The following is a 25,965-nucleotide window of genomic DNA, read 5'->3' as shown; positions in this document are numbered from 1 at the left end:
CTTAATTCTTCGCGACAGCGGGTTGGGCTATCGTGGGTGCCACAGGTTCCCGCCAGCCGACGGCCAATCCGTTGGCATAACGCAAATCAATGCGCGCAATGTTTGTAATCTGTTCTTTCAGCGTTTTTTCATAGATGGCTATGAAGCGACGCATTTTTTCTACCAAGTGATCGCGCCCCAACAGCAGCTCGATCCCAGGCCCTGCACTGCCGGCTCCGGTGGTCAGGAACCAGCTACCGCGCTCACGCAATTCCAGCCGGGCAATGGAAAAGCCCATCGGACGCAGCATCTGGCTCAACACCTGATACTGCTGCATCACTTGCTGCTGGGCCCGTTGTGGGCCAAACAGCTGCGGCAAATGTTCGTAGTTGGCCAGCTCACGCGGGGTGAATGCCTGGCCCTGGTTGTTCAGCAATGCTTCATCGCCCCAGCGCGCAACCGGCAGTTGCTCTTCAAGGCGAATCACCACTTGGTCCGGCCACACCCGACGGACTTCGGCGTGAGCAATCCATGGCATTTGTTCCAGCTCAGTGCGCATGCCTTCCAGATCGACCGTAAAGAAACTCGCGGCCACATAAGGAGCAATACGCTGTTGCACGGCCTGCTGACTGATGTAGGTCAAGTCACCCTGCACATTGATGTTGGTGATCGGGCGGTCCGCGTACGGCATCAGGCGTTGTGCGCCTTCGTACGTACCGAACCCCAGGGCCACCAGCAACACAGGCCAAAACAGCACTTTCAAAAAGCCGAAATTGGCTTTTGGCACACGCACCGACATCGGCTCTTTAGCCACCATCCGGCTGGCACCCCGTGGCACCGGCTTGCGGCCGGGGACAGGTTGCTGATGACGAAGCGATGCGCCTGGCATGGTCTTAACCTCGTGGCTCAACACTGGCGGCCAGAATCGACAGCACCAGTTGTTGGAAATCCAGACCCGCCGCCTTGGCCGCCATCGGCACCAGGCTATGGTCCGTCATGCCCGGCGCGGTGTTGACCTCAAGCAGCCAGAACTGGCCGTCGACGTCTTGCATCACGTCCAGACGGCCCCAACCGGCAATCCCGATCGCCTCACAGGCTTTGGCGGTGAGCTCCATCAGCTCTTGCTCTTTGTCGCTATCAAGGCCGCACGGAATCCGGTACTGAGTATCCTCAGACACGTATTTGGCGTCGTAGTCGTAGAACGTATGCGGCGTGCCCAGTGCGATAGGTGGCAACACTTGGTCACGCAGGGTGGCGATGGTGAACTCAGGACCGTGGATCCATTGCTCAACCAGCACTTGCGAGTCGTACTTACTGGCCTCGGTCCACGCGCTGATCAACTCATCAACGTTGTTCACTTTGGCCATACCGATACTTGAACCTTCATGGGCCGGTTTGACGATCAAAGGGAAGCTCAGTTCCTTCGCCGCAGAAATACAATCGTCATGATTGCTCAACACGGCGTGACGCGGTGTTGGAATCCCCAGGCTGTGCCACACCTGCTTGGTGCGCAGCTTGTCCATGGCCAACGCCGACGCCAGAATGCCGCTGCCGGTATAAGGGATGCCCAGGCATTCCAGCAGGCCTTGCATGCTGCCGTCTTCACCGCCACGGCCGTGGAGGATGATAAAGGCGCGGTCGATTTTTTCAGCGGTGATACGGCTGATGAAGTCATCGCCCACATCGATACCGAAGGCGTTAACACCCGCGTCCAGCAGCGCCTTGAGAACGGCATTACCCGATTTCAGGGACACTTCACGTTCAGCACTTTTGCCGCCAAAGAGCACCGCTACCCGGCCGAAATCGGCGGGGGCGATGGTCGAAAACAGCGTGGCGTAGGCAGCAGTCATTTCAGTTTCCCCTCGTTGGCAGCGATCACAGCGCCGGCGAACAACGGACTTTTAATCAGTTGCGGTGCCAGACGGCCGATATCGCCCGCCCCTTGGCACAACAGAATGTCGCCCGCACGCAGCAGCGGCTTGACGATCGGCGCCAGCTCAACGCCGCGCTCGATGTAGATCGGGTCCAACTGGCCACGCTGACGGATGCTGTGGCACAGCTGACGGCTGTCCGCGCCCGGAATCGGCTCTTCGCCCGCCGGGTAGACTTCCATCAACAGCAACACGTTGGCGTCGGCCAGAACCTGCACGAAATCGTCGTACAGGTCGCGGGTCCGGCTAAAGCGGTGCGGCTGATAGACCATGACCAGGCGGCGCTCAGGCCAGCCACCGCGCACGGCTTTAATCACTGCAGCAACTTCGGTCGGGTGGTGACCGTAGTCGTCCACCAGCATCACGCTGCCGCCATCGACCGGCAGTTCACCGTAGACCTGGAAGCGTCGACCCACGCCCTGGAAGCCCGACAGGCCCTGAACGATGGCTTCATCGCTGATGCCTTCATCGGAGGCGATGCAGATGGTGGCCAAGGCGTTCAGTACGTTGTGGTTGCCCGGCATGTTGACCGACACATCCAGCGGTTCGCGGTCTGGGCGCAGCACGGTGAAGAAGGTTTGCATGCCCTGCTGGCGCACATTGATGGCGCGCACGTCAGCGGCTTCGCTGAAGCCGTAGGTCACGGTTGGACGTTTAACCAGCGGCAGGATTTCACGCACCACCGGATCGTCCAGGCACAGCACAGCCAAGCCATAGAACGGCAGGTTGTGAAGGAACTCGACGAAGGTTTTCTTCAGTTTGTTGAAGTCGCCTTCGTAGGTCGCCATGTGGTCGGCGTCGATGTTAGTGACGACCGCAACCAGCGGCTGCAGGTGCAGGAAGCTGGCATCGCTCTCGTCAGCTTCAGCAATCAGGTAACGGCTGGTACCCAGTTGGGCATTGGTGCCTGCTGCATTCAGACGGCCACCGATCACGAACGTCGGGTCCAGGCCACCGGCCGCGAACACCGAGGCCAACAGGCTGGTGGTGGTGGTTTTGCCGTGCGTGCCGGCAACGGCGATACCGTGGCGATAGCGCATCAGCTCAGCCAGCATTTCGGCCCGTGGCACTACCGGAATGCGGCGCTCAAGCGCACTGGCGACTTCCGGGTTAGAGGTGTTTACAGCGCTGGACACCACCAGCACATCGGCGTTGGCAGCGTTCTCGGCGCGGTGGCCGATAAAGATGTGCGCGCCAAACGACTCAAGGCGTTCGGTGACCGCCGATGCATTGAGGTCAGAGCCCGACACCTGATAGCCCAGGTTCAGCAATACCTCTGCGATCCCGCACATGCCCACGCCGCCGATACCGACGAAGTGGATACGACGAATGCGGCGCATTTCCGGTTGCGGCATGGCTTTTTGATTCTCAACCATTGGCCACCTCCAGGCAGATGTCGACAACGTTACGGGTGGCATCAGGTTTGGCCAGGCGACGCGCGTTGGCCGCCATGCTGTTGAGTCGTTCCGGTTGCATCAATACCTCTGTCAGGCGAGCCGCCAGTTCGGCCGCGCCAGTTGTCGCTTGCGGCATCAGGAAGGCCGCGCCCTCCCGTGCCAAAAAGTCAGCATTACGGCTCTGATGGTCGTCAATCGCGTGGGGCAACGGCACCAGCAGCGAAGGCAGACCGGCCGCAGCCAGTTCACTGACGGTCAGCGCGCCTGCGCGACAAACCACCAGGTCGGCCCAGCCATAAGCGTGGGCCATGTCTTTGATGAAGGGCTGAACATCTGCCTCGACACCGGCCGCGGTGTAACGCTGGGCGGTGATTTCATCGTGTTGTTTGCCCGCCTGATGAAACACTTCAGGGCGCAGCTCAGCTGCTACGTTGGCCAAGGCTTCAGGCAGTAATTTGTTCAGGGGCTCGGCACCCAGGCTGCCGCCCAGCACCAGCAAGCGCGCCTTGCGCCCTTCGAGTGCAGCGCGGGGCGCCAGGGTGAACAGCTCGGGGCGCACCGGGTTGCCAGTGGTGCGCAGCTTGTCCGAAGCAGCAAACGTCTGCGGGAAGGCTTCACACACACGGTTCGTCATCGGCACCAACAAACGGTTGGCGGTACCGGCCACGGCGTTCTGCTCGTGAATGATCACCGGCACGCCGCAGGTTTTGGCCGCCAGACCGCCAGGCCCGGTCACATAGCCGCCAAACCCGAGCACGCACACGGGCTTGAGTTGGCGGATGATTGCGCGTGCCTGGAACAAGGCCTTGAGCAACACAAACGGCGCCTTGAGCAGCGACAGTTTGCCTTTGCCACGCAGGCCCGTGACGTTGATCCGGTGCAGGGTAAAGCCTGCCGGTTCAACCAGTTCGTTTTCGATGCCTCGCGGTGTTCCGAGCCAGTGCACGGTGTAGCCACGCGCTTCAAACTCACGCGCGCAAGCCAGCGCCGGGAACACATGCCCGCCGGTGCCGCCCGCCATGATCAGCACATTAGCGCCCATGGTTCGGCTCCTCTGCGAAGTCGCTTTCTTTGAAGTCGGTCTCTTCGCTGCCCAGGTGGGTTCGACTCTCCCACTCGATGCGCAGCAACAAACCCATACACACACAGCAAATCACCAACGAACTGCCGCCATAACTGAGGAATGGCAAGGTCAGGCCTTTGGTAGGCAGCAAACCGACGTTTACCCCGATGTTGATCAGGAACTGGCCGATCCACAGGAACGACAAGCCGTACGCCATGTAAGCCGAGAAGTATTGTTTGGCGCGCTCTGCCCACATGCCGATGTACATGCCGCGCACACAGACGAACACGAACAGCGCCACGGTCAGCAACGAGCCGACCACGCCGAGTTCTTCAGCCAATACCGAGAACACGAAGTCGGTGTGCGCTTCAGGCAGGTAGAACTGCTTTTGTACGCTGTTGCCCAAGCCCACCCCGAACCACTCGCCGCGACCGAACGCGATCAGTGCCTGGGTGAGTTGATAGCCCGAACCAAACTGGTCGGACCATGGGTCGGTAAAGGTAATCAGACGCGCCATCCGGTACGGCTGTGCTTGAACCAGCACGAACACCGCGCCCACTGCCAACGCCACCATCAATGCGAAGCGGAACAGGCCCACACCGCCGAGGAACAACATGGCCGCCGCAGCGCCCATCATTACTACCGTGGCGCCGAAGTCAGGCTCCATCAGCAACAGACCGGCCATGGGCAGCAACACGATGAAGGGCTTGAAGAAGCCCATCCAGCTGTCGCGCACTTCCTTCTGCTGACGCACCAGATAGCCGGCGAGGTAAATCACCACAAACACCTTGGCGATTTCCGAAGGCTGCACGTTAAAGAAGCTGAAACCGATCCAGCGCATCGAACCGTTGACCTCACGGCCAATGCCCGGCAGCAACACCATGACCAGCAAGCCGAACGCACCGATCAGCAGCATGAAGCCCATACGCTGCCAGGTCGCAATCGGCACCATCATGGTCATCACGCACGCACCCAGACCGAGCACGATGTAAAACAGGTGCCGGATCATGTGGTACAGCGTGTTACCCGACTGCAATGCCGCCACTTCGGACGATGCCGAGGTGATCATCACCAGCCCCAGGCCCAGCAGCGCCAGGCAACCGGCCAGCAGCGGGAAGTCGAGGTCTATGCCACGGCCCGTAATCAAGGGCGAAGGATAAGGTTTGAGGAAGCCGAAGATCATGCCAATGCCTCCACTGCGCGAGCAAAGAGGTGGCCGCGTTCTTCGTAATTTTTGAACATGTCAAAGCTGGCGCACGCGGGCGACAGCAGTACCGCGTCACCTGGGCGAGCCTGTGCGCGGCTTTGCGCGATGGCGTCGTCCAGCGAAGTGGCCCGAATTTGCGGAACCGCATCACCCAGCGCATCGGCGATCAGACCACTATCGCGGCCCATCAACACCACGGCGCGGCAGTGTTTGGCGACGGAATCGCGCAAGCCGCTGAAATCAGCGCCCTTGCCGTCACCGCCGGCGATCAGGATCAGCTTGCCGTCCATGTCCGAACCCAAGCCTTCAATGGCGGCCAGGGCAGCACCGACGTTGGTGGCTTTGGAGTCGTTGTAATAGCTCACGCCGTCCAGTTCGCGGACCCATTGGCAGCGGTGCTCGAGACCGGCAAACGTGCGCAGGCTCGACAGCATGGCGTCGAACGGCAAGCCCACGGCATGCCCCAGCGCCAGCGCAGCCAAAGCGTTGGCCTGGTTGTGTGCGCCACGGATTTTCAGTTCACGCACGGGCATCAGGTTCTGGAATTCGAAGGCCAGGTATTTTTCACCCTGCTCTTCGCGCAGGCCGAACGCCTTGAAATCGGGAACGCTCAAGCCGAACGACCAGCACGGCAGGCCTTCGCCCATCAGCGGACGGGTGAGTGCGTCCTGACGGTTGAACAACACCTGGCGAGCGCCACGGAAAATCCGGTGCTTGGCCAAGTGGTACGCCGGCAGGCCGCTGTAGCGGTCCATGTGGTCTTCGCTGATGTTAAGCACGGTGGCGACTTCAGCACCGAGGTCGTTGGTGGTTTCGAGCTGGAAGCTCGAGAGTTCCATCACGTACAGCTCGATGTCATCGCTGAGCAGGTCCAGCGCCGGGGTGCCAAGGTTGCCGCCCACGGCCACACGCTTGCCGGCCGCCGCGGCCATTTCGCCCACCAGCGTGGTCACGGTGCTTTTCGCATTGGAACCACTGATTGCCACGATGGGGGCTTTCGCGTTACGCGCGAACAGGTCGATGTCGCCCGACAGCTTCACCCCACGGGCAGCGGCCGCTTGCAGCGCAGGCGTCGCCAGGGCCAGGCCGGGGCTCACGTAGAGCTCATCGGCGCGGCACAGGAACTCGACGTCCAGCTCGCCACAACGCACGTCCACCTGCGGATAGTCACGGCGCAGCGTGGCCAGCTCCGGGGGATTTTCCCGCGTGTCCGCTACGGCAAACGACACACCCCGGCTCGCCAGAAAGCGCACCAGGGACATGCCGCTCTTGCCGAGGCCGACAACGATGCGGAAGTGGTCAGAAGCGATCAGAGACACAGGTTCTACCTCAGCTTCAGCGTGGCAAGGCCGATCAACACGAGGATCACGGTGATAATCCAGAAACGGACGATCACGCGTGGCTCAGGCCAGCCCTTGAGTTCAAAGTGGTGGTGAATCGGCGCCATGCGGAACACCCGCTTGCCGGTCAGCTTGAACGACGCGACCTGGATGACCACCGACAGGGTTTCCATCACGAACACACCGCCCATGATGAACAGCACGATTTCTTGACGCACGATGACCGCGATGGTGCCCAGCGCAGCACCCAGTGCCAGTGCGCCGACGTCGCCCATGAACACTTGTGCCGGGTAGGTGTTGAACCACAAGAAACCAAGCCCGGCGCCAATCAGTGCGCCGCAGAATACAATCAGCTCACCGGCGCCCGGGACATACGGGATCAGCAGGTAGTCAGCGAATTTCAGGTTGCCCGACAGGTAGCAGAAGATACCCAGCGCGCCGCCGACCATCACGGTTGGCATGATCGCCAGGCCGTCGAGGCCGTCAGTGAGGTTGACCGCGTTGCTCGAACCGACGATCACAAAATAGGTCAGCACGACAAAGCCGATGCCCAGTGGAATGCTGGCATCTTTAAGAATTGGCAGGATCAAGGTGGTTTCGACGGCGCTTGGCGCGGTCACGTACAGGAAGATCGCCGCAGCCAGGCCGAACACCGATTGCCAGAAGTACTTCCAGCGGCTTGGCAGCCCGCGCGAGTTCTTTTCGATGACCTTGCGGTAGTCGTCAACCCAGCCAATGGCGCCAAACAGCAGGGTCACCAGCAACACGACCCACACATAACGGTTGCTCAGGTCTGCCCACAGCAAGGTGCTGATGGTAATGGCCGACAAGATCAACGCACCGCCCATGGTCGGGGTGCCGGATTTGGACAGGTGTGATTGCGGACCATCGTTACGCACCGATTGGCCGATCTGACGGTTTTGCAAGGTGCGGATCATCCACGGGCCCAGGCACAACGACAACGACAGCGCGGTCAGTACGCCCAGAATCCCGCGCAGGGACAGGTACTGGAAGACTGCGAAGCCCTTGTAGAACTGTTGTAGATACTCCGCTAGAAGCAGCAGCATTAATGTTTCTCCCCGCAGGAACCGCACAGTGCCGCAACGACGTTCTCCATCGCTGCGCTGCGCGAGCCCTTGATCAAAATAGTGGTGTTTTTTTCGTGCTCAGTGCGAAGTGCCGTGATCAGGTCAGCCTGATTGGCAAAGTGACGAGCCTGGTGTCCAAATGCAGCGACGGCATGAGCCATCAGCGGTCCCACCGCATAGAGCGCTGAAACCTTGTCGGCGGCATAAGCGCCTACTTCACGATGTCCTTGCTCCGCCCACTCACCCAACTCGCCTATATCTCCGAGCACCAGGACGGTACGACCGGAAAAGGCGGCGAGTATATCAACGGCAGCGCACATTGAGGTGGGGTTTGCGTTGTAAGTGTCATCAATAATTCGCAGGCCTGTGCTAGTCACTTGCGCGACCGCACGCCCTTTGACTGGCTGCACGGCCTCAAGGCCGGTTTTGATGCCGAACAACGACACACCCAGCGCATGGGCGGCAGCCGCGGCGGCCAAGGCATTGGCCACGTTATGCGTGCCCAGCAGGTTGATTTGAACCGGCTCGATACCTTGCGGGCTGTGCAGGGTAAAACGTGGGCAACCCCGCGCATCCAGGCTCATATCACTGGCGTAGAAATCTGCTTCAGGGTTTTTCAGCGAGAAGCTGAGCACCTGGCGACCGGCTGCGCGGGCGTGCCAGATGGCAAAAGCCTTGTCATCGAGGTTGAGCACGGCGATGCCGTCTGCCTCCAGGCCTTCAATAATTTCACCTTTGGCCTCGACGATTTTGTCAGGGCCGCCGAACTCACCCACGTGGGCGGTACCGGCGTTGTTCAGTACCGCAACGTGGGGCTTGGTCATGGCCACGGTGTAGGCGATTTCGCCGATGCGCGAAGCACCCAGTTCGATGACCGCCGAGGTGTGTTCCCGGGTCAGTTCGAGCAGGGTCAGCGGCACACCCAAGTCGTTATTCAAGTTGCCTTTGGTCGCCAGCACCGGGCCGCGCGTGCGCAGGATGCAGGCGAGCATTTCCTTGACCGTGGTTTTGCCGCTGGAGCCGGTGATGGCTGCAACAGGCTTGTCGTAGCCGGCACGGTTCAGCGCACCCAATTGGCCCAACGCGACGCGGGTATCCTTGACCACCAGTTGAGGCAAGGCCGACTCAGGCACTTCGCGCTCAACAAGGGCGGCGACAGCGCCTTTTTCGGCTACATCATTCAAATAGTCATGGCCATCAAAACGCGGGCCAGTCAGGGCAATGAACAACTCGCCCTGGGCAATGGCGCGGCTGTCGATGCTGACACCGCTGAAAGATACGTCTGCACCGACCACACGGCCGTTCAGGGTGGCTGCCACTTCGCTCAACAACAAAGGCTTAAGCATGCGCAGCCTCCCAGGCGTTGAGGGCTTTTTCAGCTTCGACCAGGTCAGAGAAATCGTGGCGTTCGCCGTTGATTTCCTGATAGTCCTCGTGGCCTTTACCGGCCAGCACGATGACGTCTTCGGCGTCGGCATTGGCGATGATCTGGGCAATGGCAGCACTGCGACCGGCGACAAAGGTCACCTTGTCAGCGCTGGCAAAGCCTGCACGGATATCGCTGAAGATCTGCGCCGGGTCTTCGCTGCGCGGGTTGTCGTCTGTCACCAGTACGGCGTCAGCCAACCGCTCGACCACTTCGGCCATGATCGGGCGCTTGCCGCGATCACGGTCGCCGCCGCAGCCGAACAGGCATTGCAACTGACCTTTGGCGTGAGGACGCAGGGCCGCCAGTACTTTTTCCAGCGCGTCCGGGGTGTGGGCATAATCGACCACGACCAGCGGCTTGCTGCCGCCGCCCAGGCGCTGCATGCGACCCACCGGGCCTTCCAGCGTGGGCAAGACCTTGAGAATTTCATCGAGTGCATAGTCGAGACCGAGCAGCGCACCCACCGCCGCCAGGACGTTGCTCAGGTTGAAGCGACCGAGCAAAGTGCTGCGCAACAGGTGCTCGCCTTGCGGGGTTACCAGCGTGGCGCGCACACCATCGTCATCGAACACCGCGTCACGGCAATACAGGTAAGCGCTGCTGTCTTCGAGGCTGTAACTGATCAGTTTCGAGGGGTGCTTTTCGCTCGCCAGTTGACGGCCGAACTCGTCATCCAGGTTCACTACCCGGCTGCTCAGATCAGGCCAGGCAAACAGCTTGGCCTTGGCGGCTGCATAAGCTTCCATGGTGCCGTGATAGTCCAGATGATCGCGGGACAAGTTGGTCATCACGGCCACGTCGAACGCCAACGCACTGACCCGACCTTGATCCAGCCCGTGGGACGACACTTCCATGGCAACGGCTTTGGCCCCGGCCTTTTTCAGGTCGGCCAACATGGCTTGCACGGCAATCGGGTCCGGCGTGGTGTTGCGCCCGCTTTGCAGCGCACCGTAAAAACCGGTACCCAGCGTGCCAATGATGCCGCAGTGTTGGCCCAGGTGATCAAGCGCTTGCGCGACCAGTTGCGTCACGCTGGTTTTGCCATTGGTGCCGGTCACGCCCACCAGGTTCAAGACGCGGCTTGGCTCACCGTAAAAGCGCCCGGCCAGGTCCGACAGTTGAGCGATCAAACCTTTGACAGGGATCAGCGGTACATCGGTAATCGGCAACACTGAAGCGCCTTCGACTTCATAGGCCACGGCGGCTGCGCCACGCTGCAAGGCATCGGCGATGTGTTCACGACCATCGAGCTTGGCGCCCGGTACCGCGAGGAACAAATCACCGGCACGCACACTGCGGCTATCGAGGGTCAACTCACGGATCATCACGTCGTGACCCGCGTTAGGGAAAATCTTGATCAGGTTCAGGGACATTAGCCGCGCCCTCCTTTGGCTGCTGCAGCGGTCGCAGCTTGTTGCTCTGCTGCCGTCGGCAGGTTGTCCGGGGTCACGTTCATCAGGCGCAACGTACCGGACATCACTTTGCTGAAGACCGGCGCCGATACCAGACCACCGAAGTAGCCCGCCTTGCTCGGCTCATCGATCACGACCACGATCGCGTAGCGCGGATCGCTCATCGGGCCAAAACCGGCAAACAGGGAACGGTAAGAGTTGACCGCGTAGCCTTTAACGCCGCCGGACGAGGTTTTACGCGCCGTACCCGACTTGCCGCCGACGTGATACGCCGGCACCTTGGCACGCCAGACACCACGCGGGTTTTCGATCACTTCCTGGAGCATGCCCTGCAAGGTCTTGGCGACCTGTTCCGGCATGACTTGCGTGGCTTGTACGGGCTTGTCCTTGTCGGCTTTGAGCAAGGTCAGCGGTGCCAGCTTGCCGTTGTTGGCCAATGCCGAGAACGCGTGAACCAACTGGATGGCGGTCACGGAAACACCGTAGCCGTAAGACAGGGTCGCGGTTTCGGCTTTGCGCCATTCACGGTAGTTAGGCAGGTTACCCACACGCTCGCCGGGGAAGCCCAGGCCGGTGTCCTGGCCCAGGCCCATTTTCGCCATCTGACGGAAAATCGCTTCGCCACCGATATCGAAGGCGACCTTACTCATGCCCACGTTACTGGAGTTGATCAGGATGCCGGTCAGGTCCAGCACCGGGCCTTCAGTACGCGATACGTCACGAATGGTGTATTTGCCCAACTGCAAGGTACCCGGGTACACCTCAACCTTGTCGGTTGGTTTCCAGCGACCGGTTTCCAGCGCCGCACTCATCGAAATCGGCTTAACCGTTGAACCCGGCTCGAACACGTCGATCATGGCGCGGTTACGCATCATCGCCGGTTGCAGGTTGCGACGGTTGTTCGGGTTGTAAGTCGGTTGGTTGACCATGGCGAGGATTTCGCCGGTCTTTACGTCCATGATCACCAAGCTGCCCGCCTTGGCACCGTTTTCGACCAGCGCATTGCGCAGTTCGCGGTTGGCCAGGTATTGCAGGCGCAGGTCAATCGACAACGCCAAGGTCTTCCCTGCCTTGGCGTTTTTAGTGACTTGAATGTCTTTGATCAGACGACCGCGTCGGTCCTTGATGACCTGTCGCTTGCCCGGCACACCGGCCAGCCATTCGTCATAGGCCAGCTCGACACCCTCACGACCTTTGTCATCGATATCGGTAAAGCCCACCATGTGCGCGGTGACTTCACCGGCCGGGTAGAAGCGGCGGAACTCTTCAATGCCGTAAACGCCCGGAACCTTGAGGTCGAGCACGACTTGACCCTGCTCGGGCGTCAGGCCACGAACGAGGTAAATGAATTCTTTGTTGGCTTGCTGCTCAAGGCGCGCAGTCAGCACTTTAGGGTCTTGCCCAAGCGCGCGCGCCAATGCCGGCCAGTGATCCTTACCCGCCTGCATTTCTTTTGGGTTGGCCCACAGCGTGGTCACCGGCGTACTGACCGCCAGAGGCTCGCCATTACGGTCGGTAATCAACCCGCGGTGTGCCGGGATAGTGATGTGCCGCAAGCTGCGGGCATCACCCTGACCTTTCAAGAAATCGTGGTCGATCACTTGCAGGTAGATAATCTGGCAGGCGATCGCGCCTACCAGCAGCGCCAGTAAACCCAGCACCACGCGAAAACGCCACGGATAGAGCGCGCCTTCGAGTTTGATCATGGCGTCACCATCCGAACTTCTGCTGCACCGGGGATGTGCATCTTCAGTTGTTCGCTGGCCAGGGTTTCGATACGGCTATGGGCAGTCCAGGTGCTCTGCTCAAGGATCAAGCGGCCCCACTCTGCCTGAGCCTTGTCGCGCACGCTCAGTTCCCCGTACAGGGTGTTGAGCAATTGGCGGTTCCAGTGCGCGCTATAGGAAACGCCCACGGCTGAAACCAGCACGGCAACAAACAGCAGCAGCATGAAGAAGCTTCCGCCGGGGAGGGGTTTGGCGTAAAGCTTGTTCAACGAAGCTTCTCCGCAACGCGCATGACGGCGCTGCGCGAGCGCGGATTGGCTTTGAGTTCGGCTTCAGAAGCGAACTGCGCCTTGCCATGAATTTTGATCTTGGGTTCAAAGGCTTTGTGCTGGACAGGCAAGCCACGCGGCAGGTTGTCCGGCTCACCTTTGACCAAATCGCGCATGAACAGCTTGACGATGCGGTCCTCGAGGGAGTGGAAGCTGATGACAACCAGACGGCCGCCGACTTCCAGCGATTCCAGCGCCGCTTCAAGACCGGCCTTCAGGTCTCCGAGTTCGTTATTGACGTGAATACGCAGGCCCTGGAACGTACGGGTCGCAGGGTGCTTGCCCTTCTCCCAGGCCGGGTTGGCGACTTTGAGTACTTCAGCCAGATCGCCAGTGCGCTCGAACGGTGTGATTTCACGGCGCTCGACCACGGCACGGGCCATGCGACCGGCGTAGCGCTCTTCGCCGTATTCCTTGAACACACGGGTGATTTCTTCGTGGGAGGCGGTGTTGACGAACTCCGCCGCGCTGATGCCCGCATTCGGGTTCATGCGCATGTCCAGAGGGCCGTCATTCATGAAGCTGAAGCCACGCTCCGGGTCGTCAAGCTGTGGCGAAGATACGCCCAGGTCGAGCAGAACACCGCTGACCTTACCCGCCAGGCCGCGCTCGGCCACTTCGGATCCCATTTCAGCAAAGCTGCGCTGCACAATGACAAAGCGGCCGTCTTCGGCCGCTAGCGCTTGCCCGGTCGCAATCGCTTGTGGATCTTTATCAAACCCGAGGAGACGCCCCTGGGGGCCAAGATGCTGGAGTATCAGGCGGCTATGTCCGCCGCGACCAAAGGTGCCATCCAGATAGCATCCATCAGGACGTACGGCGAGAGCCTCTACGGCTTCATCGAGCAGTACGGTGATGTGGTTGAAGTCGCTATCAATAGTCACAGAATTAAATCACGCAGTTCATCAGGCATCGCGCCCGGTTGTTGAATGGCTGCAAGGTCAGCGGCAGAAACGGCTTCCCAGGCATCCTCGTCCCACAGTTGAAACTTGTTCAACTGGCCCACCAACATCGCGCGCTTGTCCAACTTGGCATACTCACGCAAACGCGGCGGCACCAGAAAACGACCACTGCCGTCGAGCTCAAGATCGACGGCATTACCAATCAACAAGCGTTGTAAACGTCGGTTTTCTTCACGTAACGACGGCAACGCCCGCAGCTTGGTTTCAATCAATTCCCACTCATCGAGCGGGTACACACATAAGCAGGGATCCACCGCATCAATGGTCACGATCAGTTGCCCGGAGCTTCTCGAATTCAGCTCGTCACGGTACCGGCTCGGCATTGCGAGACGGCCCTTGGCATCGAGACTGATTGCGTTAGCTCCGCGAAACACGAGGCGGCACTCCAAATATTAGCGTTTTACGTCTGGAAAACCCACTTTATGCCACTTTTCGCCACTTGCGCACACTATAGGAATGCCCCTACCACACCGTCAAGGCGCGGCCCGAAGGAAAATCCTTACATTACGGAGATTTAGGTGGGTAAATAGACGCACAGCAATAAGCGAAAGGTTTTTTGGAGGGGCGATCCGCAGCTAATTCAATGCGCAGGACTTCAAACTTAAAGTGGCTTCTTAAGAGTGAGGTTTTTTTGACATTAAGATGAGCGGTTCTTCATGCAACTAAAGCGAGGGGGGTGAAGCGAGTATTTCTACATGCCTGTCTGCTTGCGAAACAAGCAGGGGGAAAAAGGTGGAGAGTCGATCTGTAAGCCGGGTTCTGTCTTGAACAGTCATTCGTCTACGATGGCCATCACTGGACATCTTTAGCAACCTACCCGGTCCCAGCGCGGGCCACGCCTTGGGACCCTATTTGGTCTTGCTCCAAGTGGGGTTTACCTAGCCACGAACTGTTGCCAGACGTGCGGTGCGCTCTTACCGCACCTTTTCACCCTTACCGGCGCCGAAGCGCTTAGGCGGTTATTTTCTGTGGCACTTTCCGTAGGCTCACGCCTCCCAGGCATTACCTGGCACTTCGCCCTATGGAGCCCGGACTTTCCTCCCCCCCCTAATTTTCATAGAGGGCAGCGACTGTCCAATCGACTCTCCGGCGCGAAGGTTAACTGTACGCAGCGTATAGAACAAGCTTTAAAGCGTGTAATCTCGCCCGGCAATCAAACTTCAGCGGCTCTATTTAAAGCCCGACTGTTAAATCAAGGCTAAATGCCACCATTCGTTATTCTGCTTTCTGCTTATCAAGCGCAACTTGGTACAACACGTTCTTGCGCTCACCGGTTATTTCAGCGGCCAATGCAGCAGCACGCTTGAGCGGCATTTCTTTAAGCAACAAATCAAGAATGCGCATGGCTTCACTGCTGACAACTTGATCTGTCTCGGGAGCTGTCCAACCAGCAACCAGCACCACGCATTCGCCACGTTGTTGATTGCTGTCTGCCTCAACAAAAGCGCGCAGTTCGGACAAAGGCAAGCCCTTGAGAGTTTCAAAGGTCTTGGTCAGCTCCCGCGCCAACAATGCCGGGCGATCAGCACCAAACACCGACTCCATGTCTTGCAGGCACTCCAGAATGCGGTGCGGCGCCTCATAGAAAATCAGCGTGCGCGGTTCTTCCTTTACTGCCTCCAGACGCGAGCGACGACCCACCGCCTTGGCCGGCAAGAAGCCTTCGAAGATAAAGCGGTCAGAGGGCAAGCCCGCGGCCGACAAAGCGGCAATCAAAGCGCACGCACCCGGCACCGGCACCACTTTGACCCCGGCCGCACGTGCCTGGCGCACCAGGTGGTAGCCCGGATCAGAGATCAGCGGCGTACCCGCGTCGGAGATCAACGCCACGTCCTCACCGGCGAGCAAGCGCTGGATGAAGCGATTACCTTCATCCCGCTCGTTATGCTCATGACAGGCACCCAGCGGCGTCGCGATACCAAAATGCTGCATCAGGCGCAGCGAGTGGCGCGTGTCCTCGGCCGCGATCAGCGATACCTCGCGCAACACTTTGAGCGCACGCGCACTGATGTCGTCCAGGTTACCGATGGGCGTGGCCACCACATAAAGTGAGCCAACAACGGAATTCAAAGCACCTGGAGCAGTCAAAACGCGCACCTCATGAGAGTTAAAGGCGCCATTGTAACGCGTAGAGCCTGGCCGGACGCACCCTTAAAGGAGCGGCCAAAAGTCTCAACCGGCAAAACACTGCCCATCGCAGTGGCCAGAACTCATCTAAAGTGAAGCTTTATCACCAGTAAGATCGCGTCCCGGCCAGCGCTTGGGTACACTTCGCCACTCTTTTGTTCGAGTATCAGGAACACTACATGATCGCTTGCCTGCGGCTGTTCACTGCCCTCTGCCTCGCTGCCTTGCTGGCGGCCTGCGCCAGCTCGCCCTCGTCCAGCCTTGGCGAACTCCCACGTACGCCCGATGCCAGCCTTGAACAGCTGCTGCAAGAGGCCTCTGCGAGCAAGGACCCGGAAAAAGCAGCGCTGCTGCGCCTGTCTGCGACCGACCTTGCCATACGTCAACACAACAACCAGCGCGCTGCGCAAATTCTGGCGCAAGTGCCGCTGGATCAGCTCAAGCCTGCACAACAAGTGTTTGCCAGCACCCTGGCCGCTGAACTGGCGATGAGCCGCAATCAGCCCAAAGACGCGCTGGTCGCCCTGAACCACCCAAGCGTCTCGCGCCTCAACGAGATGCCGGCCGACCTGCAAATGCGCACCCACAAGGTTCGCGCCCTGGCACTGGAGGCTGACGGTCAAACCCTGGCCGCCGCGCGCGAGCGTATTGCCATGAGCCAGAGCCTGACCGGCGAGGCCGCCAACAGCAACAACGAGGCCATCTGGGCACTGGTTGCCGCCTTGCCGGCTGACCAGTTGCGCACGCCCGAGCCTGGCGTACTGGGCGGCTGGATGTCTTTGGCGCTGGCCATCAAGAGCGCCAGCAGCCTGCAAGACCAGCAAAACGCCATCGATCAATGGCGCGCACAAAACCCGGCGCACCCGGCAGCCATTCAACTGCCAGCCACGCTGATCAAGCTCAAGGAACTGGCCAGCCAACCGCTGACTAAGATCGCCCTGCTGCTGCCTCAAGACGGCCAACTGGCCTCTGTAAGCAAAGCACTGCGCGACGGCTTCATGGCGGCCTACTATCAGGCACAGCAAGCAGGTCAAAACCCGCCGAGCGTTCAGTTCTATGACAGCTCGCGCCTGACCTCGCTGGATGACTTCTATCGCAAGGCCCAGGCCGATGGCGTGCAACTGGTGGTCGGCCCGCTGGAGAAATCCCTGGTCAAGCAACTGAACATGCACCAGCAACTGCCGATTACTACCCTGGCCCTGAACTACAGCGAAGGCGGTCAAGGCCCGGCGCAACTGTTCCAGTTTGGTCTGGCGGCTGAAGACGAAGCTCGTGAAGTGGCTCGCCGTGCCCATGCCGACGGCCTGACTCGCGCAGGCGCCATGATGCCGCAAGGCGAATGGGGCGACCGCGTACTCAAAGCCTTCCGTCAGGAATGGGAAGCCAACGGCGGCACCATTGTCGGTGTCGAGCACATCGACAAGCCGGTTGCCCTGGCACAACAGGTTGCCGACCTGGTGCAACTGCGTAACGCTGGCGGCTCTGGCCAGCCATCGCGCCGTCAGGACATGGAGTTCATCTTCCTGGCCGCAACACCGCAGCAAGCCCAACAGATCAAACCGACCCTGAACTACCAGTACGCCGGTGACATCCCGGTTTACGCCACCTCGCACGTCTTCAGTGCCAGCGGCGACCAGAACCAGTACAACGACATGAACGGCATCCGCTTCTGCGAAACCCCTTGGCTGCTCGACACCGCCAACCCACTGCGCCAGCAAGTAGCAGCGCAATGGCCACAAGCCGGTGGTAGCCTGGGCCGTCTATACGCCATGGGCGTAGACGCTTTCGAATTGTCGTCGCGCCTGGGCCAGCTCAAGGCACTGCCTGAAAACCGTGTCGACGGCTTGTCCGGCAGCCTCAGCATGGACTCCAGCCAACACATTCAGCGTCAGTTGCCATGGGCCGAGTTCGCCAACGGGCAGATTCATCGCCTGCCTGACACACCCAACTGATGCCCGATCGCTCAAGCCAGCAAACAGGCAAAGATGCCGAGCGCACTGCGCTGCGGCATCTTGAGCGACACGGTTTACGCTTGCTGGCGCAAAATTGGCTATGCAAGCGCGGCGAGCTGGATCTGGTCATGCTTGACGGCGATACAGTAGTATTCGTCGAAGTTCGTTACCGACAACATGCGCAATGGGGTGGCGCACTCGCCAGCGTTGATGCTCGCAAGCGTCAGAAGCTGATTATGGCCGCCCAGTACTTCTTGCAACGCGAATCACGCTGGGCCAACTACCCGTGCCGATTCGACGTGGTAGCCATGGATAGCGCAACACCTCATTTGAACTGGCTACGGAACGCCTTTGACAGCTAAAACGCTGCAGGGCCAATTTCAGCACCCTTTTTAAAACGATTTTGCTTTGCTTTGCGGGCTGCACATTTTTGTGCCGGGAAGTCACTCAGGAACACCTGAATCACGCCCGACCAGCCGCCCTAATTAAGGTCACATAGATGGACATGCAATCCCGGATTCGCCAGCTTTTTCAGGCCAGTATCGACACCAAGCAGCAGGCGATGGCGGTACTTGCTCCGCACATCGAGCTTGCCAGCCAAGTGATGGTCAACGCCCTGCTCAACGAAGGCAAAATGCTCTCGTGCGGCAACGGCGGTTCAGCCGGTGACGCCCAGCACTTCTCGTCCGAGCTGCTCAACCGCTTTGAGCGCGAGCGCCCAAGCTTGCCTGCCATTGCATTGACCACTGACAGCTCGACGATCACCTCGATCGCAAACGACTACACCTTCAACGAGGTTTTTTCCAAGCAGATCCGCGCCCTCGGCCAACCCGGCGACGTACTGCTGGCGATCTCCACGAGCGGCAACTCGGCCAACATCATTCAGGCCATTCAAGCGGCGCATGATCGCGAAATGATCGTGGTCGCCCTGACCGGCCGTGACGGCGGCGGCATGGCCTCGCTGCTGCTGCCCGAGGACGTGGAAATCCGCGTCCCATCCACTGTCACTGCACGTATTCAAGAAGTCCACCTGCTGGCGATCCACTGCCTGTGCGATTTGATCGACAGCCAACTGTTTGGGAGTGAAGAATGACTTTTAAGCGCCTTAGCCTCGTGGCCCTGACGCTGTGCCTCGGCCTGACCGCGGGTTGCAGTTCAGTACTGACCGCTACCCGTGACACACCGATTGAAGACGACCGTGGCACCCGCACGTTCGGCAGCAAAATCGATGATTCGCTGATTGAAACCAAAGTGGCCGTCAACGTCGCCAAGGCCAACCCGGATCTGGATAACGGCTCGCACATCGTGGTCACCAGCTACAACGGCATCGTGCTGCTGGCTGGCCAAACCCCACGCGCCGACCTCAAGGCCCAGGCTGAACAAGCCGCTGCGGCTGTGCAGCGGGTCAAAAAGGTCAACAACGAACTGCAAGTCATGGCGCCCTCCTCGATTCTGGCGCGCAACAACGATGCCTGGCTGACCACCAAGATCAAAACCCAAATGCTGACTGACAACGCCATTCCGGGCTCGCGCATCAAAGTCGTGACCGAGAACGGCATTGTTTACATGCTCGGCCTGGTCACCCAGCAAGAAGCCGCTCGCGCTACCAACCTGGTGCAAGGCGTGTCCGGCGTGCAGAAGATCGTCAAACTCTTTGAGTACATCGACTGATTGCTCGCTCCTACAGGACGGGACAGCGACCATAAAAAAGGCGACCTCTGCAGGTCGCCTTTTTTGTTACTTCACCACTTTGAGGCTTGGCCGTCCGCTAGGACGCGGCGGCTCGGTGTCTGGCGGCGGACTGTCGTCGTCCGGCTCAATCTCGTCATCCGCGTCAAACGCTTCCTCAAGATCAAACATCATGCCCTGGCCGTTTTCCCGGGCGTAAATGCCCAGAATGGCAGCTGCCGGCACGTACAACGTGTGTGGCACACCTCCAAAACGCCCGTCAAAGCTGACTGCTTCGTTGTCCATGTGCAGGTTACGCACGGCGCTCGGGGATACGTTCAGGACAATCTGTCCGTCACTGGCAAAACCCTGAGGCACTTGCACCTTCGGGTAGTCCGATTTAACCAGCAAGTGCGGAGTGCAATCGTTATCCACAATCCACTCATAGAGCGCACGCACCAGATAAGGTCGACTTGAATTCATCAAGGGCTCCTAAAGCCTTAGCGCATGTCGCGTTCGACACCAGACAAGCTTGCCTGGAAAGCCTCACGCGCAAACTGGCGCTCCATATAGTCAAGCAGCGGCTTGGCAGGCCGCGGCAACTCAATACCCAAAACAGGCAGGCGCCAGAGTATCGGTAATAGGCAGCAGTCGACCAGACTTTGCTCGTCACTGAGGAAAAAAGGTTTGTCTGCAAATAATGCCGACACGCCCGTCAGACTCTCGCGCAATTCTTTACGCGCCTGCACGCGTGCTGGCTCTTTGGTGCGCGAATCGAGGATCAAGTCGACCAGGTTGCACCAGTCACGCTGGATCCGGTGCATCAGCAGACGGCTGTTGGCCCGGGCTACCGGGTACACCGGCAACAACGGCGGATGCGGGTAACGCTCATCCAGGTATTCCATCACGACAGTCGATTCCCACAACGCCAGGTCGCGGTCGACCAGAGTTGGCAGGCTGCCGTACGGGTTCACTTCGATCAGTTTTGGCGGATGACGACCCGCCACCACACTGATGATCTCGGCGCTGACACCTTTCTCGGCGAGCACAATGCGTACTCGGTGGGAATAGTGGTCGGCGGGGTCGGAGTAACAGGCCAACCGATTGGTCACGCCCATGGCGGTCCTCCTCGCTTGTTGAAATTATCAGGAGCGGAAAAACGAACGCGCCCAAGAAATGCCTCCCATAACAGCAGAACCGCGAAAGCGGGCCAAGTTGGCCCCGCTTTCGCCGTGTCCTGCACTGTTACCTTTTTAGAGACACCCTTGGGCGCGCACGATTAACAGCAATGCATGTAACGGTATCAGTGCACATCCTTCCAGTATTCGCGCTTGAGCAAATAAGCGAAGACGAAGAAGAAGGCCAGATAGAGCAGCACGTACGCACCGATGCGCTGATGCTCCAGCTTCACCGGGTTAGCCGAATAGGCCAGGAAGGTCACAAGGTTCTGGATCTTCTCGTCGAACTGCTCTTCAGTCAGCGTGCCGGTCTTGGGCAACACTGTCAGCTGGTCGCACGCTTCATGTGTCAAAGGCGTGCCGGTGAGCGGATCATACTGCTTCTTGCCGTCTTCGACGATCTGTACTTGCTTGCAACCGATAACTTGACGCCCTTGCAGCGGCGCAAGCACGTTCGGCATGCCCACATTCGGGAAGACCGTATTGTTCACACCCCAAGGGCGCGACGGGTCTTCATAGAACGAACGCAGGTAGCTGTAGAGCCAATCTGTACCACGCACGCGAGCCACCAGGGTCAAGTCGGGCGGCGCCGCGCCAAACCACGCCTTGGCGTCTTCTGGCTGCATGCCGATGTTCATGTGGTCGCCAATTTTGGCGCCGGTGAACACCAGATTCTTGAGCATGACATCGTGGGGGATCCCCAGATCGTCAGCCACCCGCTCGTAACGCTGAAACTTGGCGCTGTGACAGCCCATGCAATAGTTGGCAAAGGTACGCGCGCCATCTTGCAACGCAGCCTTGTCAGAAACATCGATGTCGACCTTGTCCAGTTGCACGCCCTGTTCGGACGCAAAGGACAGCACCGGCATCATCGCGAGCATTAATACGGCAAATAACTTTTTCATCAGCCAGTCACCCTTTCCGGAACCGGTTTGGTCTTCTCAAGCCGGGTGTAGAACGGCATCAAAATGAAGTAGGCGAAGTACAGGAACGTACACACCTGCGACAACAACGTGCGCTCCGGGGTCGGCGACAACACACCCAACACGCCCAGAATCACGAACGAGATGCAAAACACCCACAGCCAGATCTTGCTCATCCAGCCTTTGTAGCGCATGGATTTAACAGGGCTGCGGTCCAGCCAAGGCAACACAAACAGCACCGCAATCGCAGCGCCCATGGCGATCACGCCCATGAGCTTGTCCGGGATGGCCCGCAAGATCGCGTAGAACGGCGTGAAGTACCAGACGGGGGCAATATGCTCCGGTGTCTTGAAGGCGTTAGCTTGCTCAAAGTTCGGCTTTTCGAGGAAGTAGCCGCCCATTTCAGGGAAGAAGAACACAATCGAACAGAAGATAAACAAGAACACCACTACGCCGACAATGTCTTTCACGGTGTAGTACGGATGGAATGGAATGCCGTCCAGCGGGATGCCGTTCTCGTCCTTGTACTTCTTGATATCAATGCCGTCAGGGTTGTTCGAACCCACTTCATGCAGCGCCAGAATGTGCAGCACCACCAACCCCAAAATCACGATGGGCAGCGCGACAACGTGCAGCGCGAAGAAGCGGTTCAAGGTAATACCGGAGATCAGGTAGTCACCACGGATCCATTGCGTCAGGTCATTACCGATCACCGGGATCGCGCCAAACAGCGAGATGATCACCTGGGCGCCCCAGTAGGACATTTGCCCCCATGGCAGCAAATAGCCCATGAACGCTTCTGCCATCAGGGCCAGATAAATCATCATGCCGAACAGCCAGACCAGCTCGCGCGGCTTCTGATAAGAGCCGTAGAGCAAGCCTCGGAACATGTGCAGATACACCACGATAAAGAACGCCGACGCACCGGTGGAGTGCAACAGGCGCAGAATCGAGCCGTATTCGACGTCACGCATGATGTATTCGACAGAGGCAAACGCGTCCTCTGCCGTCGGCGTGTAACTCATGGTCAGCCACACGCCCGTGACGATCTGGTTGACCAGCACCAGCAAGGCGAGGGAGCCAAAGAAGTAGAGGAAGTTGAAGTTCTTCGGTGCGTAGTACTTGCTGAGGTGGTCTTCCCACATTTTGGTGGCCGGGAAGCGAGCATCAATCCAATCCATGAACTTGCTCATTACGCGGTCTCCCCATCAAGGCCAACGACAATAACGTTGTCCGACTCATAGTAATAAGGCGGCACAGGCAGGTTTAGCGGGGCAGGCTGAGCCTTGTAGACGCGGCCCGCCAAGTCATAGTGCGAACCATGACACGGGCAGAAATACCCTCCCACCCAATCCTTGCCAAGGTCGGCAGGGGCCACTTCAGGACGGAAAGTAGGCGAGCAACCCAAGTGGGTGCAGATGCCGATCAGCAGCAGGATTTCAGGCTTGATCGAGCGTAATTCGGGGTTTACGTAGGTCGGTTGATCTGACTGTTTGGAGTCTGGATCCGCAAGCCGATCATCAATTTTCTTTAAGTTGGCCAGAATTTCTTCTGTTCGGCGGACGATGAACACTGGCTGACCACGCCATTCTGCAACCATTTGCTGGCCCGGCTCGACCTTGGCGATATTGACCTTTACCGGCGCACCAGCGGCCTTGGCCTTGGCACTGGGGAACCATGACCCCACGAACGGGACCGCCGCCCCCACCGCTCCTGCAGCACCCACCACGGATGTGGCTGCCACGAGGAAGCGACGCCGACCGACATTAACGTCGACTTTGCTCATTCCGTCCTCTCCCATCAGCTTTGCGGCCTGTTAAATCAGGCATCTAGTAAGTAGCAAACTAATCTTTATAAAAATTTTGCCGAATGGTAATGAAAAGACCCCACTAAAACAAGGTAATTACCGGGAGGGACAGGCTGCAGCCCTTGCAGCACAGGCAGTTGGCGGATGTGGCACGTTGTCACAGCAACTTTTTCGCGCCCATAAAAAAAGCCCAGCTCCGTGAGGAGGCTGGGCTTTTTTGAACGAAGCTGCGAATTAACGCTTCGAGTACTGCGGACGCTTACGCGCTTTACGCAGACCGACTTTCTTACGTTCAACTTCACGAGCATCGCGAGTTACGTAGCCTGCTTTACGCAGAGCGCTACGCAGAGTCTCGTCGTAGTCCATCAGAGCGCGAGTGATACCGTGGCGGATTGCGCCAGCTTGACCACTTACACCGCCACCGATAACGGTAACGTAGATGTCGAATTTCTCAACAGTCTCGGTCAGTTCCAGCGGCTGACGAACTACCATGCGGGCAGTTTCGCGGCCGAAGAAGTTGTCCAGGGAGCGGTTGTTGATGGAGATGTTGCCAGTACCCGGACGCAGGAAAACGCGTGCGGTTGCAGTCTTACGACGGCCAGTGCCGTAGTTTTGAGTCGCCGACATAATGAACTATTCCGTTAAAACTTCAGTTCTTGGGGCTGCTGAGCAGTATGAGGGTGAGCAGCGCCCGCATAGACTTTCAGCTTACGGTACATGTCGCGACCCAGCGGGTTCTTAGGCAGCATGCCTTTAACCGCGGTCTCGATCACGCGCTCAGGAGCTTTAGCGATCAGCTTTTCGAAGTTGATCGACTTAATCCCGCCCGGGAAACCGGAGTGAGAGTAGTACATCTTGTCAGAGGTCTTAGCACCAGTAACACGAATCTGCTCAGCATTGATAACAACGATGTAGTCACCGGTGTCAACGTGCGGAGTGTATTCAGGCTTGTGCTTACCACGCAGACGGCTCGCGATCTCGGTGGCCAGACGACCCAGGGTCTGACCAGCAGCGTCGACGACAAACCAGTCGCGCTTTACTGTTTCTGGTTTAGCAGTAAAAGTTTTCATTCTTTATAGCCTCAGGGGCCGCCCTGTAAATTAGACGGCGGATCTTACTGAATAGTGCGTACTTTGACAAGTCAAAGGCAGCCGGGTACAGACGCTATCGGGGGCTCGGGTCAGCGCGTCCGTTCAACGGCAAGATTCTTCGGCAGGCGGCGCATCACTTCCACTGCAGAAAGAGGTCGACGATTATCCAGATTGCGCAAAAAATTACAACCTGCTTTTATGATTCTTTCCCCGAAGGAGTGACCGATGGACTACCGCCAGCTAGGCCGCAGCAACCTCAACGTGAGTGCCATTGCCCTCGGCACCATGACCTGGGGTGAGCAAAACACCCAAGATGAAGCCTTTGAGCAAATCGAATACGCGAAAAACGCCGGCATCAACTTCCTCGACACCGCCGAGATGTACCCCGTCCCGCCCAAAGCCGAGACCTACGCCACCACCGAGCGCTACATCGGCAACTGGTTCAAAGCCCGCGGTGACCGTGCCGACTGGGTACTGGCCAGCAAAATTGCCGGGCCGGGCAACACCATCGACTACATCCGTGACGGCAACCTGAAACACAACCGCACCCACATCGTGCAAGCGCTGGACGCCAGCCTAAAGCGCCTGCAAACCGACTGGATCGACCTGTACCAGTTGCACTGGCCCGAGCGCAGCACCAACTTCTTTGGCCAACTGGGCTACACGCACAAAGCCGACGAAGACTTCACCCCGCTGGAGGACACCCTCGAAGCCCTCGACGAACAAGTCAAAGCCGGCAAAATCCGCCACATCGGCCTGTCCAACGAAACCCCGTGGGCGACCATGAAGTTTCTGCAATTGGCCGAGAGCCGTGGCTGGCCACGCGCGGTGTCGATCCAGAACCCCTACAACCTGCTCAACCGCAGCTTTGAAGTGGGTCTGGCGGAAATCGCCATCCGCGAACAGTGCGGGCTGCTCGCCTACTCGCCGCTGGCGTTTGGCATGCTGACCGGCAAGTACAACGGCGGCGCCCGCCCGGCAAAAGGCCGCCTGAGCCTTTACAGCCGCTTTTCGCGCTATTCCAACCCGCAGTCGGTTGCCGCCAGCGAGCGTTACGTCGCACTGGCCCGCGAACACGGGCTGGATCCGGCACAAATGGCCTTGGCGTATGTCACCCAACAACCGTTCGTGACCAGCAACATCATTGGCGCCACCACTCTGGAGCAACTGAAAAGCAACATCGCCAGTGCCGACCTGAAGCTCTCGGATGAAGTGCTCGCGGGCATTGAAGCCATCCACAAAGAGCAACCAAACCCGGCGCCTTGACCCTATCCCCCTGTAGGAGCGAGCTTGTCTCGCGATCTTTTGATCTTTAAAAGATCGCGAGACAAGCTCGCCCCTACACAGCGGTTTAA

At 58.9% G+C, this 25,965-nt stretch carries 26 protein-coding genes and 1 other RNA gene; 5 read left to right on the top strand and 22 right to left on the bottom strand.

What is annotated here, in order from left to right; translation table 11 throughout:
- Position 1 precedes the first annotated feature (1 nt).
- The 15 genes from AAEZ03_RS16745 to rsmI all read right to left on the bottom strand — a co-directional run bounded on the left by AAEZ03_RS16745 (position 2) and on the right by rsmI (position 15,934).
- The gene (locus tag AAEZ03_RS16745; RefSeq protein WP_048367179.1) at positions 2 to 868 is read right to left on the bottom strand and encodes a cell division protein FtsQ/DivIB; all 867 of its coding nucleotides are present in this window, start codon (positions 866 to 868) and stop codon (positions 2 to 4) included.
- 4 nt (positions 869 to 872) lie between these two features.
- Positions 873 to 1,829 carry a D-alanine--D-alanine ligase gene (locus tag AAEZ03_RS16740; RefSeq protein ID WP_350580104.1) on the bottom strand — a complete coding sequence of 319 codons (957 nt, stop codon included), beginning with the start codon at positions 1,827 to 1,829 and terminating at the stop codon, positions 873 to 875.
- A complete protein-coding gene (gene murC / locus AAEZ03_RS16735; RefSeq protein WP_048367183.1) occupies positions 1,826 to 3,286 on the bottom strand; it encodes a UDP-N-acetylmuramate--L-alanine ligase in 1,461 nt (486 codons plus the stop codon). Before murC ends, AAEZ03_RS16740 begins: the two co-directional genes overlap by 4 nt.
- Positions 3,279 to 4,349 carry an undecaprenyldiphospho-muramoylpentapeptide beta-N-acetylglucosaminyltransferase gene (gene murG, locus AAEZ03_RS16730; protein ID WP_350580101.1) on the bottom strand — a complete coding sequence of 357 codons (1,071 nt, stop codon included), beginning with the start codon at positions 4,347 to 4,349 and terminating at the stop codon, positions 3,279 to 3,281. Before murG ends, murC begins: the two co-directional genes overlap by 8 nt.
- Complete coding sequence (gene ftsW, locus AAEZ03_RS16725) at positions 4,339 to 5,553, bottom strand: putative lipid II flippase FtsW (protein WP_048367186.1); 1,215 nt, start codon at positions 5,551 to 5,553, stop codon at positions 4,339 to 4,341. Before ftsW ends, murG begins: the two co-directional genes overlap by 11 nt.
- On the bottom strand, positions 5,550 to 6,896 hold the full coding sequence (murD, locus tag AAEZ03_RS16720) for a UDP-N-acetylmuramoyl-L-alanine--D-glutamate ligase (RefSeq protein ID WP_350580098.1): 1,347 nt from the start codon (positions 6,894 to 6,896) through the stop codon (positions 5,550 to 5,552). The genes ftsW and murD overlap by 4 nt, the downstream gene beginning before the upstream one ends.
- 5 nt (positions 6,897 to 6,901) lie before the next feature.
- Positions 6,902 to 7,984 (bottom strand): phospho-N-acetylmuramoyl-pentapeptide-transferase, encoded by a 1,083-nt coding sequence (gene mraY, locus AAEZ03_RS16715; protein WP_048367188.1) that lies wholly within the window; start codon positions 7,982 to 7,984, stop codon positions 6,902 to 6,904.
- On the bottom strand, positions 7,984 to 9,351 hold the full coding sequence (locus tag AAEZ03_RS16710) for a UDP-N-acetylmuramoyl-tripeptide--D-alanyl-D-alanine ligase (RefSeq protein WP_350580095.1): 1,368 nt from the start codon (positions 9,349 to 9,351) through the stop codon (positions 7,984 to 7,986). The genes mraY and AAEZ03_RS16710 overlap by 1 nt, the downstream gene beginning before the upstream one ends.
- Positions 9,344 to 10,807: a UDP-N-acetylmuramoyl-L-alanyl-D-glutamate--2,6-diaminopimelate ligase gene (murE, locus tag AAEZ03_RS16705; protein ID WP_048367190.1), complete on the bottom strand. Its 1,464-nt coding sequence runs from the start codon at positions 10,805 to 10,807 to the stop codon at positions 9,344 to 9,346. The genes AAEZ03_RS16710 and murE overlap by 8 nt, the downstream gene beginning before the upstream one ends.
- Positions 10,807 to 12,552, bottom strand: a complete 1,746-nt coding sequence (locus AAEZ03_RS16700) for a peptidoglycan D,D-transpeptidase FtsI family protein (protein WP_048367191.1) — start codon at positions 12,550 to 12,552, stop codon at positions 10,807 to 10,809. Before AAEZ03_RS16700 ends, murE begins: the two co-directional genes overlap by 1 nt.
- Positions 12,549 to 12,842 carry a cell division protein FtsL gene (gene ftsL / locus AAEZ03_RS16695; RefSeq protein ID WP_048367192.1) on the bottom strand — a complete coding sequence of 98 codons (294 nt, stop codon included), beginning with the start codon at positions 12,840 to 12,842 and terminating at the stop codon, positions 12,549 to 12,551. The genes AAEZ03_RS16700 and ftsL overlap by 4 nt, the downstream gene beginning before the upstream one ends.
- Positions 12,839 to 13,786, bottom strand: a complete 948-nt coding sequence (gene rsmH, locus AAEZ03_RS16690) for a 16S rRNA (cytosine(1402)-N(4))-methyltransferase RsmH (protein WP_048367194.1) — start codon at positions 13,784 to 13,786, stop codon at positions 12,839 to 12,841. Before rsmH ends, ftsL begins: the two co-directional genes overlap by 4 nt.
- Positions 13,783 to 14,238, bottom strand: a complete 456-nt coding sequence (mraZ, locus tag AAEZ03_RS16685) for a division/cell wall cluster transcriptional repressor MraZ (RefSeq protein ID WP_048367195.1) — start codon at positions 14,236 to 14,238, stop codon at positions 13,783 to 13,785. Before mraZ ends, rsmH begins: the two co-directional genes overlap by 4 nt.
- Positions 14,239 to 14,596: 358 nt before the next feature.
- Positions 14,597 to 14,950: RNase P RNA component class A (gene rnpB, locus AAEZ03_RS16680), an RNA gene on the bottom strand.
- A 129-nt stretch (positions 14,951 to 15,079) separates the two neighbouring features.
- Positions 15,080 to 15,934 (bottom strand): 16S rRNA (cytidine(1402)-2'-O)-methyltransferase, encoded by an 855-nt coding sequence (gene rsmI / locus AAEZ03_RS16675; protein ID WP_048367196.1) that lies wholly within the window; start codon positions 15,932 to 15,934, stop codon positions 15,080 to 15,082.
- Positions 15,935 to 16,170: 236 nt separating this feature from the next.
- Here rsmI and AAEZ03_RS16670 point away from each other — a divergent pair, with 236 nt between their 5' ends.
- The 4 genes from AAEZ03_RS16670 (at position 16,171) to AAEZ03_RS16655 (ending at position 19,614) form a co-directional block, all read left to right on the top strand.
- Positions 16,171 to 17,943 (top strand): penicillin-binding protein activator, encoded by a 1,773-nt coding sequence (locus AAEZ03_RS16670; protein ID WP_350580090.1) that lies wholly within the window; start codon positions 16,171 to 16,173, stop codon positions 17,941 to 17,943.
- A complete protein-coding gene (locus AAEZ03_RS16665; RefSeq protein WP_048367199.1) occupies positions 17,943 to 18,305 on the top strand; it encodes a YraN family protein in 363 nt (120 codons plus the stop codon). The genes AAEZ03_RS16670 and AAEZ03_RS16665 overlap by 1 nt, the downstream gene beginning before the upstream one ends.
- A gap of 137 nt (positions 18,306 to 18,442) precedes the next feature.
- Positions 18,443 to 19,036: a phosphoheptose isomerase gene (locus tag AAEZ03_RS16660; protein WP_048367201.1), complete on the top strand. Its 594-nt coding sequence runs from the start codon at positions 18,443 to 18,445 to the stop codon at positions 19,034 to 19,036.
- The gene (locus AAEZ03_RS16655; protein WP_048367202.1) at positions 19,033 to 19,614 is read left to right on the top strand and encodes a BON domain-containing protein; all 582 of its coding nucleotides are present in this window, start codon (positions 19,033 to 19,035) and stop codon (positions 19,612 to 19,614) included. Before AAEZ03_RS16660 ends, AAEZ03_RS16655 begins: the two co-directional genes overlap by 4 nt.
- Positions 19,615 to 19,680: 66 nt before the next feature.
- Here AAEZ03_RS16655 and AAEZ03_RS16650 read toward each other — a convergent pair whose 3' ends face one another.
- The 7 genes from AAEZ03_RS16650 to rplM form a co-directional block, all read right to left on the bottom strand.
- Complete coding sequence (locus AAEZ03_RS16650; RefSeq protein ID WP_123751353.1) at positions 19,681 to 20,094, bottom strand: ClpXP protease specificity-enhancing factor; 414 nt, start codon at positions 20,092 to 20,094, stop codon at positions 19,681 to 19,683.
- 17 nt (positions 20,095 to 20,111) lie between these two features.
- A complete protein-coding gene (locus AAEZ03_RS16645) occupies positions 20,112 to 20,729 on the bottom strand; it encodes a glutathione S-transferase N-terminal domain-containing protein (protein ID WP_048389907.1) in 618 nt (205 codons plus the stop codon).
- A 185-nt stretch (positions 20,730 to 20,914) separates the two neighbouring features.
- Positions 20,915 to 21,694, bottom strand: a complete 780-nt coding sequence (locus AAEZ03_RS16640) for a cytochrome c1 (RefSeq protein ID WP_350580085.1) — start codon at positions 21,692 to 21,694, stop codon at positions 20,915 to 20,917.
- Positions 21,694 to 22,905, bottom strand: coding sequence for a cytochrome b (locus AAEZ03_RS16635; protein ID WP_048367207.1), 1,212 nt, complete (start codon positions 22,903 to 22,905; stop codon positions 21,694 to 21,696). Before AAEZ03_RS16635 ends, AAEZ03_RS16640 begins: the two co-directional genes overlap by 1 nt.
- Positions 22,905 to 23,498, bottom strand: a complete 594-nt coding sequence (petA, locus tag AAEZ03_RS16630) for a ubiquinol-cytochrome c reductase iron-sulfur subunit (RefSeq protein ID WP_048389909.1) — start codon at positions 23,496 to 23,498, stop codon at positions 22,905 to 22,907. The genes AAEZ03_RS16635 and petA overlap by 1 nt, the downstream gene beginning before the upstream one ends.
- 255 nt (positions 23,499 to 23,753) lie before the next feature.
- A complete protein-coding gene (gene rpsI, locus AAEZ03_RS16625) occupies positions 23,754 to 24,146 on the bottom strand; it encodes a 30S ribosomal protein S9 (protein WP_205889778.1) in 393 nt (130 codons plus the stop codon).
- 14 nt (positions 24,147 to 24,160) lie between these two features.
- The gene (gene rplM / locus AAEZ03_RS16620; protein WP_047273761.1) at positions 24,161 to 24,589 is read right to left on the bottom strand and encodes a 50S ribosomal protein L13; all 429 of its coding nucleotides are present in this window, start codon (positions 24,587 to 24,589) and stop codon (positions 24,161 to 24,163) included.
- A 246-nt stretch (positions 24,590 to 24,835) separates the two neighbouring features.
- Here rplM and AAEZ03_RS16615 point away from each other — a divergent pair, with 246 nt between their 5' ends.
- Positions 24,836 to 25,876 carry an NADP(H)-dependent aldo-keto reductase gene (locus AAEZ03_RS16615; RefSeq protein WP_123751350.1) on the top strand — a complete coding sequence of 347 codons (1,041 nt, stop codon included), beginning with the start codon at positions 24,836 to 24,838 and terminating at the stop codon, positions 25,874 to 25,876.
- Positions 25,877 to 25,965: the final 89 nt, after the last annotated feature.

Source organism: Pseudomonas sp. HY2-MNA-CIBAN-0224, assembly GCF_040310285.1.
GTDB lineage: Bacteria > Pseudomonadota > Gammaproteobacteria > Pseudomonadales > Pseudomonadaceae > Aquipseudomonas > Aquipseudomonas helleri.
The sequence above is the reverse complement of the archived record's forward strand: the minus strand, read 5'-3'. Positions and strand labels throughout refer to the sequence as shown.